This is a genomic window from Streptomyces sp. NPDC056161 (genome assembly GCF_042268025.1).
Taxonomy (GTDB): Bacteria; Actinomycetota; Actinomycetes; order Streptomycetales; family Streptomycetaceae; genus Streptomyces.
In genome coordinates this window covers 1-12603 of the sequence record NZ_JBHJUV010000011.1, presented here as the reverse complement: position 1 = coordinate 12603, position 12603 = coordinate 1, and the positions used below count along the sequence as shown (strand labels likewise).

At 71.5% G+C, this 12603-nt stretch carries 11 protein-coding genes; 3 read left to right on the top strand and 8 right to left on the bottom strand.

What is annotated here, in order from left to right; genetic code table 11:
- Positions 1–18: 18 nt before the first annotated feature.
- The 7 genes from tdh to ACFC09_RS12400 all read right to left on the bottom strand — a co-directional run bounded on the left by tdh (position 19) and on the right by ACFC09_RS12400 (position 6805).
- Entirely contained in the window at positions 19–1047 is a 1029-nt protein-coding gene (gene tdh / locus ACFC09_RS12430) for an L-threonine 3-dehydrogenase (protein ID WP_376526371.1), read from the bottom strand.
- Positions 1048–1338: 291 nt separating this feature from the next.
- A complete protein-coding gene (locus ACFC09_RS12425) occupies positions 1339–1923 on the bottom strand; it encodes a GAF domain-containing protein (protein WP_376526368.1) in 585 nt (194 codons plus the stop codon).
- 61 nt (positions 1924–1984) lie between these two features.
- Positions 1985–2584, bottom strand: a complete 600-nt coding sequence (locus ACFC09_RS12420) for an ATP/GTP-binding protein (RefSeq protein ID WP_376526366.1) — start codon at positions 2582–2584, stop codon at positions 1985–1987.
- The gene (locus ACFC09_RS12415; protein ID WP_376526363.1) at positions 2562–2939 is read right to left on the bottom strand and encodes a DUF742 domain-containing protein; all 378 of its coding nucleotides are present in this window, start codon (positions 2937–2939) and stop codon (positions 2562–2564) included. The genes ACFC09_RS12420 and ACFC09_RS12415 overlap by 23 nt, the downstream gene beginning before the upstream one ends.
- The gene (locus ACFC09_RS12410) at positions 2936–3370 is read right to left on the bottom strand and encodes a roadblock/LC7 domain-containing protein (protein ID WP_376526778.1); all 435 of its coding nucleotides are present in this window, start codon (positions 3368–3370) and stop codon (positions 2936–2938) included. The genes ACFC09_RS12415 and ACFC09_RS12410 overlap by 4 nt, the downstream gene beginning before the upstream one ends.
- 83 nt (positions 3371–3453) lie before the next feature.
- Entirely contained in the window at positions 3454–5598 is a 2145-nt protein-coding gene (locus tag ACFC09_RS12405) for an ATP-binding protein (protein ID WP_376526360.1), read from the bottom strand.
- Between the two features lie 283 nt (positions 5599–5881).
- A complete protein-coding gene (locus ACFC09_RS12400) occupies positions 5882–6805 on the bottom strand; it encodes a dioxygenase (protein ID WP_376526358.1) in 924 nt (307 codons plus the stop codon).
- A 608-nt stretch (positions 6806–7413) separates the two neighbouring features.
- Here ACFC09_RS12400 and ACFC09_RS12395 point away from each other — a divergent pair.
- A complete protein-coding gene (locus ACFC09_RS12395; RefSeq protein WP_376526355.1) occupies positions 7414–7938 on the top strand; it encodes a sigma-70 family RNA polymerase sigma factor in 525 nt (174 codons plus the stop codon).
- Positions 7939–8070: 132 nt separating this feature from the next.
- Here the strand turns inward: ACFC09_RS12395 and ACFC09_RS12390 are convergent, their stop codons facing one another.
- Positions 8071–8394, bottom strand: coding sequence for a WXG100 family type VII secretion target (locus ACFC09_RS12390; RefSeq protein ID WP_376526352.1), 324 nt, complete (start codon positions 8392–8394; stop codon positions 8071–8073).
- 1206 nt (positions 8395–9600) lie between these two features.
- Between ACFC09_RS12390 and ACFC09_RS12385 the strand changes: the two genes are divergently transcribed.
- Positions 9601–10113, top strand: coding sequence for a hypothetical protein (locus ACFC09_RS12385; RefSeq protein ID WP_376526349.1), 513 nt, complete (start codon positions 9601–9603; stop codon positions 10111–10113).
- 245 nt (positions 10114–10358) lie between these two features.
- Complete coding sequence (locus ACFC09_RS12380; RefSeq protein ID WP_376526346.1) at positions 10359–12557, top strand: trypsin-like serine protease; 2199 nt, start codon at positions 10359–10361, stop codon at positions 12555–12557.
- The last annotated feature ends 46 nt before the right edge of the window (positions 12558–12603 follow it).

The following is a 12603-nucleotide window of genomic DNA, read 5'->3' as shown; positions in this document are numbered from 1 at the left end:
GGCGAACCGGTCGGGAAGTCAAACAGTCCAGTCGAGGATGACCTTGCCGCCCTTGCCCGCGGCCGCGTCCGCGAACGCCGCCTCGAAGTCGCGGTGGCCGTACCGGCCGGTGATCACCGGTGTGAGGTCGAGGCCGCCCTCCAGCAGGACCGACATCGCGTACCAGGTCTCGAACATCTCCCGGCCGTAGATCCCCTTGATGGTGATCATGGAGGTGACGACGCGGGACCAGTCGACCGCGAACTCCTCGGACGGCAGGCCGAGGACGGCGATCCGGCCGCCGTGCGTCATGTTGGCGATCATGTCCCGCATGGCCTCGGGGCGGCCGGACATCTCCAGGCCGACGTCGAAGCCCTCCCGCAGTCCCAGCTCCCGCTGCCCGTCGGCGATCGTCGCGCCGGAGACGTTCAGCGCGAGGCTCACGCCGATCTTGCGGGCCAGGGCCAGTCGCTCCTCGCTGACGTCGGTGACGACTACGTTGCGGGCACCGGCGTGCCGGGCCACCGCGGCGGCCATCAGCCCGATCGGCCCGGCACCGGTGATCAGCACGTCCTCGCCGACCAGCGGGAAGGACAGGGCGGTGTGCACGGCGTTGCCGAACGGGTCGAAGATCGCGGCGACGTCGAGGTCGACGGGGACCCGGTGCACCCAGACGTTGGTGGCGGGCAGGGCCACGTACTCGGCGAACGCGCCGTCGCGGCCGACGCCCAGGCCGACCGTGGCCCGGCACAGGTGGCGGCGCCCGGCCAGGCAGTTGCGGCACTTGCCGCAGACCAGATGGCCCTCGCCGCTCACCCGGTCGCCGACGGCGATGTCGGTGACGTCCCGGCCGAGCGCCACGACCTCGCCGACGAACTCGTGGCCGACGACGAGCGGCGTGCGGATCGTCTGCCGCGCCCAGCCGTCCCAGGACCGGATGTGCAGGTCGGTGCCGCAGATCCCGGTCCGCTGGACCTTGATCAGCACGTCACCCGGCCCGACGGCGGGCTCCGGGACGTCCACGAGCCAGAGCCCGGGCTCCGCTTTCTCCTTGACCAGCGCTTTCAACGCTACGGCTCCTGTGGGTGAGTCCCGGTCGCGGACATGCCGAAAGCCGGTACCGGGGACGAGGGTGGATTCACGTAGCAATGTTCCCCATACGTCGGGCCCGGTCCATCGAGGATTTCTAAAGCGCCGCCTCAGCTTTGCTTCACACGCCGCCGAACGGGCGATTCGGCTTGCGGCCGAGGCCGTGATCGTCTACGTCGTGAGGCGGGCCGTGCCCACAGCAGGACGTCGTGCCCACAGCCGGGCGTCGTGGTCACAGCAGGAGGCCGTGCCCACAGCAGGGCGTCGTGGTCACAGCAGGAGGCCGTCGGCCTCGCGTCGCTCCAGTCGGGCGGCGAGGTCCGCGGCCGTCGCCTTGATGGTGTCGAGGCCGGACCGTCCCCAGTGCCGGGGCACGAGGTCGGCGGCGCTCACCGTGCCCAGGGCCGTCCCCGTGCTGTCGATGAGCGGGGCGCCCAGATAGGCGTGGATGCCGTACTCGTCGACCACCGGATTGCCCGCGAAGCGCGGGTAGTCGCGGACGTCCTCCAGGACGAGCGCCTTGCGCCGGACCACCACATGGGGGCAGAAACCGTATTCACGGGGCAGTCGGCGGCCCAGTTCGGGACCGCTGTGTCCGGTCGGGCCGGTCAGTGTGGCCGGCCGGGTGGCCGGGGTGCTCAGGCCGGCGAAGAACTGCCGCTCCTCATCGATGAAGTTCACCATGGCGTACGGTGCGCCGGTCAGCTCGGCGAACCGGTGCGCGAAGGCGTCCAGCGCGGGCTCGGGCCGCTCCCCCAGGCCGAGCAGGCGCAGTCGCCGGGCGCGGGCGGGGGCCTGACGGTCCTCGGGGGTGACCAGCAGTCCCCTGGTCGGCCGTGACGGCTCGTAGCTCATGGCCGGGCTCCGGACCGGTGGGCGTACCTCATGTGCGGGCTCCATGGACGGTGTGCGGGAGTCACCTGTGGGCGCCGCGGCTCGGCGCGGCCGCCGGGGCGTGCGCGATCAGGTGGCGTACGAGGGTGAGCAGGGTCTGGACGCCGGAGCTGGAGATGCGCGCGTCGCAGCGGACGACGGGGATCTCCGGATCGAGGTCGATGGCGGCGCGCACCTCCTCGGGCCCGTAGCGGTGGGCGCCGTCGAACTCGTTGACGGCGACGACGAAGTCGAGGCCGCGCTCCTCGAAGAAGTCGACGGCGGCGAAGCAGTCCTCCAGGCGGCGGGTGTCGGCGAGGATCACCGCGCCGAGCGCGCCCGCGGACAGTTCGTCCCACATGAACCAGAACCGTTCCTGTCCGGGCGTGCCGAACAGGTACAGCACGTGTTCCGGGCCGAGCGTGATCCGGCCGAAGTCCATCGCCACCGTCGTCTCGACCTTGTTCTCGATGCCGTCGAGGTCGTCGGTCGCGGCGCTGACCGTGGTGAGCAGTTCCTCCGTACTGAGCGGCGCGATCTCGCTCACCGCGCCGACGAAGGTCGTCTTGCCCACGCCGAACCCGCCCGCCACCAGGATCTTGAGCGCGGTGGGGAACGGGTCAGAGCTGTCGTCGTAGTCCATCGAGCACTGCCTCCAGCAGGGACCGGTCAGTGGGGTTGTGGTAGAAGGCGGGGGGCTTCGCGGTCAGCGCCCCGCAGTCGACGAGGTCCGCGAGCAGCACCTTGGTGACCACGGCCGGCAGCCTGAGGTGCGCGGCGATCTCGGCCACCGACACGGGCGCCCGGCACAGGTCGAGCGCCTGGGCGTGTTCGGGGCCGAGGTGGGCGATGTCGCCGACGCCGGTGGCCATCACCTGTGACATCAGGTCGAACGCGATGGTGGGCCGGGTCCGGCCGTTGCTGACGGTGAACGGGCGTACGAGCCGTCCGGCCGCGTCGTCGAGCCACGGCCCCTCGCCGGCCGCTGTCGCCCTCAAGACCTCATCGCCGGGGATCCGACGGCGTGCTGCCGGGGTGCGGTGACCAGGTAGGGGCGGACGCTCTTGACCAGCATGGCCATCTCGTAGCCGAGGACCGCGGCGTCGGCCTCGCGGCCGGCCAGCACCGCGAGACAGGTGCCGGAGCCCGCGGTGGTGACGAACAGCAGGGTCGAGTCGAGTTCGACGACCACCTGCCGGACGTCGCCGCCGTCGCCGAACCGGACGCCCGCGCTGCGGCCGAGGGAGTACAGGCCGGAGGCGAGCGCGGCCATGTGGTCGGCGCTGTCGGGGTCGAGGCCGTGGACGGACTTCACCAGGCCGTCGCAGGACAGCAGTACCGCGCTGGTGGTGTGCGGTACGCGTTGCACGAGGCCGCTCATCAGCCAGTCGAGGTCGGATACCTGGGCGGTCGGCGCATCGCTCGCCATGGTGGATCGACTCCTTGGGGTCGCGCTGGGGGTGAGAGCGGGGGTGGGGGTGGGGATCGTCGTGGGGGTGGGGGTGGGTGCGGTCATCCGGTGGGTGCGCTCCTGTCACGCCGGTCGCTCGGGTCGGGGACGACCGCGTGGGCAGACGGCTCGGCCGTGGCGGCGGTGTCCGTGCGGGCCGGGTCCGGGGGCGCCATGTCTGTGGTGGGCGCGTCCGTGGTGGGCGCGTCCGTGGGCGGTGGCTCCCTGTATGTCTGTGTCGACTCCATGCGCTGCTGCGTCTCGGCGAGACCGATGCCACGCTGGAAGGCCGCCATCAGGCCGGGGTCGTGCCCGGCGAAGGTCACCGGCTCGGGACGTGCCGTGGGGCCGCCCCGCAGTTGGGGTACGAGGTGTTCCTGGGCGCGGCGGCGCGGCAGTCGGGGCCGTTCCATGGTGCCGCGCACGATGCCGGCGCGCGGGGTCGGCGCAAGGCCGGCCTGCTGTTCGACGGCCCATCGGTCGGCGGCCCGGATGCCGGGTACGGCCTCCGCGGGGTTGGGCCGCTCCTCGCGGGCACCGCGCACCGGAAGCGGCGCGGGGGTGGCGGCCGTTGCTCCGGTGGCGTCGCGCTGCGCGTGCCGGCGCCGTTCGGCCGAGGGCGCGGCGGGAGTGTCCGACCGCTCGGCCGGGTGGCCCGGCGCGGCCCGGTCCGGGGGTCCCTCGGAGCGGGCGCGGACCGCGTCCGCCGCCCCGCGCCGAGCGCCGGTGCCACCCGTTCCGGCCCGGTCGCCGCCGGTCCGCCCTCCTTTGCCACCGCTGCCGGCGGACGGGCCACCGGCGCCGCCCGTCGGCCGGCCGTCACGGCCGCCGACGGCCCGGTCACCGCTGCCGTCGACCGACCTGCCGTCGACGGACCTGCTGACGTCCGTCCGGTCCTGCGCCGCCGTTGCCGCTGCCGTCGGCCGGGCTGCCGCTGCCGTCGGTGCCCCGGTCCCCGGTCCGGCGGGCACCACCCTCCGGGCGGCGGCCGACGCCCGTGACGTGGGGCCCAACAGGGCCTGCGGGATGACGAGTACGGCCTGGACGCCACCGTAGATGTTGGTCTGCAGGCGCACGTCGATGCCGTGGCGCCGGGCGAGCTGGGAGACCACGAAGAGGCCGATGCGGCCGTCGGCGAGCAGCCGGGCGACGTTGACCTGGTCAGGGTCGGTGAGCAGGGCGTTCATCTTCCGCTGCTCGCCCACCGGCAGGCCGAGGCCGCGGTCCTCCACCTCGACGGCGAGCCCGGAGGTGACGAGGTCGGCGCGCAGCAGCACCTGGGTCTGCGGATCCGAGAACACGGTGGCGTTCTCGATGAGTTCGGCGAGCAGATGGATCACGTCGGCGACGGCATGGCCGCGCAGTTCACCGTCGATCGGCGGTACGAGTTTGACCCGGGAGTACTGCTCGACCTCGGCGATGGCGGAGCGCAGTACCTCGGTCATGGACACCGGGTTGCTCCACTGGCGGCGGGAGACTGCACCGCCGAGGACGGCGAGGTTCTCGGCGTGGCGCCGGATGCGGGTGGCGAGGTGGTCGACGTGGAAGAGGCCCTTGAGCAGGTCGGGGTCCTCGATCTCGTTCTCCAGCTCGTCGAGGATGGAGATCTCCCGGTGCACGAGGGACTGGAGCCGCCGGGCGAGGTTGACGAAGACTTCGAGCTTCTGTTCGCTGCCGGCCTGGCTGGAGAGCTGGGCGGCCTGGACCACGGCGTGCATGGCGCCGTCGTGGGCGCGCGACAGGTCGGCGGCGAGCAGTTCGAAGTCGTCGGCGTCCGCGGGCGGTCCGCCGCGCGGCTTGCGCTGCGGGGCCCCTTCACCGCGTCGCAGCGCCGCCACGAGGGCCCGCAGGTCGGCCTCGCCGCGCTCGGTGCTGCGCCGCAGCGCGCCGACGCGCTCGCTCACCGCGCGGGCGGCACGGTCCGCGGCGACGGCGGCGACCGCGATCCCCGCGACGGTCACCGAGACCGCTCCGGCGAGCACGCTCCACAGGACGAGGCCGGGCCGCGCGCCGGTGGCACGGACGGTGAACAGGACGGCCGCGCTCGCGCTGAGGGCGACGGCGAGGGGCGGCAGTACGGCGAGGCGCAGGAGTTGGGGCCGTATGTGCGCATCCGGCAGTGCGGGAACGGGATGGGTCACCGGTCTGCCGTGGCGGCCGCCCTCTCGGCGGTCGGCACGGGAGACCGGTGCACGGAGGTGAGACATCGGTGTCCTCGTACGGGTCCGTCGGGCCTGTTTCCTCGCGCGGGGTGCACGACGTGGGCATGCGCCATCGCGGTGCCGGTCGAGGGGGCCGATGACGCGGGGCATCCGGCCCTGTCCTGCCGACGGGCACTGACAGTAGTCGCCTGTGTGTCACGTGTGGTGGGCAGTCGACAAAGTCTCCCGCCCACAGTCCCGCTCTGGTATGAGGCGTCGTACGACAGCCCGATAAGCCTGCGAAGAACGTGAAGTCGAACGAAAACAGAGCGATTCGAGCCGGTCGGAATCAGTCACCGGTCGCCTCACGCCGGACGGTGACGGGGAAGTCGGCATGGCGGTAGGGGCTGGGCAGCCCGTGCTCGGCGGCCACCGCCGGGTCGTCGACCCGGGCGAACGTCCGGACCAGGCTCTCCTTGACGCCGAACACCACGTCGGAGTCCAGGTAGGGCGTGCCCTCGACGAACAGGTGGGTGGTCAGGGTGCGGACGCCGGGCGCGGACACCTGGACGTGGAGGTGCGCGGCGCGGTGGGGATGGCGTCCGGTGGCGTCGAGCAGTCTGCCGACGGGTCCGTCCACGGGGACGGGATAGCTGCTCGGTACGACGGTGCGGAACCAGAACCGGCCGTCGGCGTCGGCGGTGAACAGGCCGCGCAGATTGCGGTCCGGAACCTCTCCGGGGCGCTGCACGTCGTAGTGGCCCGTCGCGTCGGCCTGCCAGACGTCGACGCGCGCGCCCGCGACCGGTGTGCCGCCCTCGTCCGTGACCTGCCCGGTGACCAGGCACGGTTCGCCGCCCTGCGCGGCCTCGTCGAGGCTGTCGCCGAGCGCACGCGGCGGTGAGTCGACGAGGTGGAAGGGGCCCTCCACGGTCGACTCGGTGAGCCGTCCTTCGGCCGGGTTGTCCAAGGTCTCGACCAGCATGGACACGCCGAGCACGTCGGAGAGCAGGATGAACTCCTGCCGGGTGGCGTCGCACTTCTGGCCGGTCTCGGTGAGGAAGCGGATGCCGGCCGCCCACTCGTCGGAGGTGAGTCCGACGTCCTTGACGAAGGCGTGGGCGTGCCGCACGAGGGAGGTGAGGATCCGGCGGAGGCGGTCGTCGGTGGTGCCGGCGAGGCTCGCGGCGACGATCTCGGCGGAGCGTTCCGCGGTGAACGGGCCGCCCGCGGTGGGTGTCGTCGGCCCGCTGTCCTGGCTTCGGTCGGTCATCGTTCGTCCTTCCGCCCTGCCGCGGCCCGTCGGGAGCCGCGGCCGGTCTGCTGGTCGGGTCGTGGGGGTCGGCCGGTACGGCAATGCGGTCGAGGTCGTTCCTGACGGCGCCGGCGGGCCGAGTGCGCCTGCGCGGTGGAGGGTACGACGATTCTCCGGGCACGTCGGCGACTCACCCGGCCGGGTCCGGGCTGCCGGCCCGCCCGCTCCCGACGGGGCCCGCCCCTTCCAATTCGCCGTCCGTTCGGCACCCCCGTACCGGATGCCGGTGATCGCGCCGATTTCCCGCTCTGCAATCGCCAACCGTTTCCGGACGGAAGGGGAACCGGGCAAACGGGCACGGGCGGCCAACCAAACGGGCAGCAGGAAGCGGGAAACGGGCAGCCGTCGTACCACGCAGAGGAATTGCGCACCCGAGGGACGCCGGGCCGGTGAGGGCCCCGTCCACCCACCGGCAAGAATTCAGAGCTTTTCCTGAGGTTTCCCTGCCCAATTTGCCACCTTTCCGAAGAAGGGGTCCCAGACGAAAGTGATATGACGTGAATACAGTTTCCCCCAGCACTGTGTCAGTCCCCCATTGCCCACCCGATTCCGTTTTGGAGCAGAGCATGTCCCATGTTCCACCGGATACCGGCCCAGCCGCCCCCGTCGCCGAGCGTCATCGGGCACTTCTGCTGCGGTACGTGACGCGGTACGCCTCGGGCGACCGGCACCGCGCCGAGGACATCGTGCAGGAGACCATGCTGCGCGCGTGGCTCACCACCGACGATCTGGACCAGCACGGCGACCAGCGGTTGCAGGCATGGCTGTTCCGGGTCGCGCGCAACCTCGCGATCGACGCCCACCGCCGGGACCGTGCGATCCCCGTGGGCGTCAGCCCGGACGACCTGCCGCGCCCGACGCACGTCCCGCACACCGCCGTCGACATCGCCGACCTGGTGGTGGAACGGCACCTGGTGCGCGGAGCCATGGCGCGGCTGTCGCCCGAGCACCGTGAAGTGCTCTTCCACGTCCATCTCGACGACCGCACCCGCGCCGAGGCCGCCCGGGTGCTCGGTGTGCCGCCCGGCACGGTCAAGTCGCGCAATCACTACGCCCTTCAGGCCCTGCGCCGCGAGTTCCGGGCCGCGTGAAGGGGTGCCGCCGATGCCGCCGGCCGGTACGTCGATCACGGCGCAGGTCCCGCTGACGGTGCCGGCGGGTGGCCGAACCGGCCCGTGCCCCGTCGCCCGGTGCGGGTGGCGGGGCACGGCGGGCCGTGGCGGTCAGCCGTTCCGGTTGGCCGCGTCGGTGACGTCGGTGGTGATCGCCTGGTCCGATTCCGACAGCGACTGCGCGATGTCGTTGAACGTGTTCGCGTACTCCTGGATGTTCTCGGCCGAGGTTTTGATCTGGCTGCTGAAGTCGGTGTACGCGTCCCGGAGGGCGGGGCCGGCCCCCTCGAAGACGAGGCCGTCGTGCAGGAGTCCGCTGACGGTGGTCTCCAGGTTTCTCAACTCCGTTGAGATGTCGACGAGTTTGCTGCCCATGGCGGTGGCGACGCGGGCGATCTCGTCGTAGTCGACCAGGACGTCGGGTATGGGGGCCACGGTGGTTGTCTCCTGACTGCTGGTAGGGGCTACGCTGAGCCGCGGGGGCTATTGGCCACTGCTGTTGGCTTTGTCGGCGATGTCCTGGTCCGCGTGCGGCGCCCCGGAGTCGGCCAGTTCACGCGCCTTGGCCGCACCGTGTGCAGCGCTGTGCGGTCGATGGAGAAGTCGGGCACCGCGCCTCCTGGTCGCTCGCCTGACCCGGCCGTCCCGGGTCGCTGTCCGGGGGTCCACGCACGGGCACCCCGGAAAGGTTCAACGAGGCGGCAGAGAATCAACCTCTCGTTGAACCATGCGCGGGAGCTGGTGCGTTGGCGTCGCAGAGGGTTCTCCGGCCCGTTCGGACAGCGGCCCCGGCCCCGGTGCCGGAGGAAGGAGAACGCACTTCGATGACCCGTCCGCACTGCACAAGGTCAAGCGGCGCGCCGACGAGGCGTTGAGCACGGCGGCGGGAGACGGACACGGGCCGCGACGGCAGGAGTGTGAATTCACCCGCCCACGCCCGACGATGATCGTCAGGTAAATAAACGGTGAACGCGTCCGGCCCTGCCACGAAACACCGAACGGGCCGCACGGCCCGCTCGGTCCGTACGCAACAACTGGTCCTTTACTCGCGCTTCACTCTTGCATTAAGTTCACGATCAAGGTTCGCTGTTCGTGGGGGGGCGCGTTCCCGAGCGCCGGGCAATTCCGGACAGTGCCACCGGAACGGAGTACTTGCGACAGGTACGACGCGGAGGGGGATCGGGGAGTGCATCGAAGGCGGAGAGGCCCGCGGGGGGCACGGCGTACGGTGCACGCCGCGCCGCCCCTCCTGCCGAGCGGCCCGGCACGGCCGGCACCGCCGACTCGGCGATTAGCGGAGAAACAGCGCCATATGGCTCCCAATATTCCCTCTTCACCGGTTTCCCATCCCGGTTGAACGACGACCATATGTGACGCGCGGCGACAGCGGAGGGGTCGGCCCGACCTCTGGATTCGCACGGGCGAACAGGACTTCCGGACCACCGGGAGGCCATCTCCCATGTCCATTCTTTCTCCTTTTCCGCCGTAACGGAGAAGCGAAAGCAATGTGTTGACGATGATCGAATCTGTAGTTACGGTGTGACTCGTTTCAGCGGCCTGCCCCATTGCCGTCATTTCCCTGCTGGTCAATTCTGGCGGCGTTATCGCGTTCCGCGGACGGCCGCCTGAGAGGAGTGTGCGGTGGCATTCCGCATGCGCAGTCTCCTGGTCTCCTGCGCCATAGGTTCCGTTGCGGCACTCGTCGGGATTCCCCTCGCTGTCGCCCAGGACTCCGCCCCCGACGTTTCCGCCGCTGCCGAGACCCCGCCCTACGCGGTCGAGGACTACAACTATCCCGGAGCCGACCGCATCCTCCAGACGGACGGCATTCAGCTGAAAAGGGGCGACGGGCACGTCCTGCTGGTGGACTGCGACTCCACGACCGACCAGATCAAGGTCTACACGGTCAAGGACGACACGGTCGGCCGGAAGGGCAACTACTGCTTCCGGGCCACCGCATCGAGCGGCTTCCTGACACTCGAACTGCCGCGTGTCTTCGCGTTGGAGACCGGTGCACACCCCATCAGCGCCGACCTGACCGCGAACGGCGAGACCACCACCGTCGCGGTGGCCGAGGGCGGCTTCGAGAGTGTGGGTGAGGGCACCGTGGGCGGCGCCCGGTCCGTCCTCGTCGAGATCCGTGTCACCGGTTAGTACGGCAGACCGAGAATTTCGCGCCTGAGTTTTTTGCTGGGAATCGGCGGCCGACGGGATTTCTTGGCGCTTTCAGCCGGCACCGCACGGCATCGCGGACGCTTTTCCCCCAAAACTCCGGACCGCGCGGATCTCCAAGCCGCACCGGGGTGCGGAAGTGCCCTCCCGTCCCGCCACGTCCTCGACCTCAACCTCGTTCTAGTCCTCGTCCTCGTTCTCGTTCTCGTTCTCGTCCCAGGAAGGTCATGAACATCCAACACTCCAGACCGGTCCGGCTCGCGCTGGCCGCGGCCCTGCTCACGGCTCCTGTCGTCCTGACCGCCGTACCCGCGCACGCCGTCTCCGGCACCGCCGCGTCGGACACCACCTACGGCTACACCGCACGCCTGGACATCGGCGACGGCACGCGTGCCTGTTCCGGCACCCTCGTGCAGGCCGAATGGCTGCTCACGGCGGCCAGTTGCTTCGTCGACGACCCGGCCGCCGGGCTCGGCGTGCCCGCCGGCGCCCCGAAGCTGAAGACGACCGCGACGATCGGCCGCACCGACCTCAGTACCACCGCCGGCCAGGTCGTCAACGTGGTCGAACTGGCCCCGCGCACCGACCGCGACCTGGTCCTCGCCCGTCTCTCCCGGCCCATCACCACCGCCACCCCCGTGGCCCTGGCGACCACCGCGCCCACCGCAGGCGAAACGCTGACCGCCGCCGGATACGGCCGCACCAAGGACGAGTGGGCCCCGCTGAAGCTGCACAGCGGCGCGTTCGCGGTGGACGCCGCCGACACCTTCACCACCACGGTCACGGGCCGGAACGGCGCCGCGGTCTGCGCGGGCGACGCGGGCGGCCCGCTGGTGCGTACCGTGAGCGGCAAGGCCACCCTCGCCGCCGTCAACAGCCGTTCGTGGCAGGGTGGTTGCTTCGGCGCCGACGCCACCGAGACGCGCACCGGGGGCGTGGCCACCCGGGTCGACGACCTCGCCGACTGGGTGGCCACGAAGACCACCGCGCCCCGGGTGACCGACTTCAACTGCGACGCCGTCGAGGACGTGGCGGTCGGCGACCCCAAGGCGTCCGTGAGCGGGCTGTCGGAGGCCGGCCTGGTCAAGGCCGTCTACGGCGGCGGCAAGGGCAGCGAGACGATCCACCAGGGCCTCGACAACGTCCCGGACGACGCGGAGGCGGGCGACCAGTTCGGCACCGCCCTGGCCGTGGTCGACCATGACGAGGACGGCTGCTCCGACCTGGTGGTCGGCACGCCCTACGAGGACGTCGGCACGGCCGCGGACGCCGGTACGGTGACCGTCCTCTACGGATCCCCGGACGGGCTGGGGCACGGCAAGGCCGCGCTGGCCCTCCAGCAGGGCACCGGCACCGGCGCCCTGAAGGATCGGACCTCCGAGGCGGACGACCGGCTGGGTGCCGCGCTGGCCGCCGGACAGACCGCGGCCGGTGAGCCGTACCTGGTGATCGGCGCGCCCGGCAAGAACCTGAAGGGTTCCGTGGACGCGGGCCTGGTCTACTACCTGCGCGGCTCCGTCAGCGTCTCCATCCACCAGGACTCGCCGGGTGTGGTGGGCGTCATCAGCGAGGGCGACGAGTTCGGCGCGTCCGTCGCGGGCGACCCCCAGCACCTGGCGATCGGCTCCCCGGGCGAGACCGTCGGCACCAGCGCCGACGCCGGCATGGTGGCGATCTTCAAGCACACGGTGAACACGGACGGCATCCCCACCCCGGTGGCCAGTGTCAACCAGGACACCGACGGGATCAGCGACGCGACGGAGCCGGGCGACCTGTTCGGCGCGTCCCTCGCGCTGGTCCCCTACCGTCCCGCCGGCGCCACCGCGGCGACCGACTCCGTCCTCGCGGTCGGCACGCCGGGCGAGACCCTCTGGGTCGGCACGACCTCGTTCCCGCAGGCCGGTCAGGTGACCACGCTGCGGGTGACCGCGGCCGGCGCCGTCAGTGAACTGGCCACCATCCACCAGGGCGTGGACGGTGTGAACGGCGCCTCCGCCGCCGGTGACGGATTCGGCACCCAGGTGGCCGCCGCCAACACCGCACCCGACCAGGTCGGTACCGCTTCGACCATGCTGCTCGCTGTCGGCGTACCCGGCAAGGACATCGGTACCGCCACGGACGCGGGCATCGTGCAGACCTTCTCCCTGCTGGGCCTCCCGGGCGACTCCGACCACTGGATCGAGGCGGGCAACGAACGCGGCCTGCCCGGCACCCCCGGCGCCTCCCAGCTCGTCGGCAAGTACCTGAACGCCACCGCCACCCACCTGTGGATCGGCATGCCGCACGGCCCCGCCGATCGTGGCGCCGTCCACGGCCTGCCCTGGTCCAACGCCATGGGCGGCACCGGCGCGACGGTGACCACCTATCAGCCCGGCCTGAACGGCCTGCCCCTCACCGGCAAGGCGTTCGGCATGTCCATCCGCTGACCGGCAAAGCGCACCGGCGCCGGCGGCCCCGGAGGGATTCCACCCT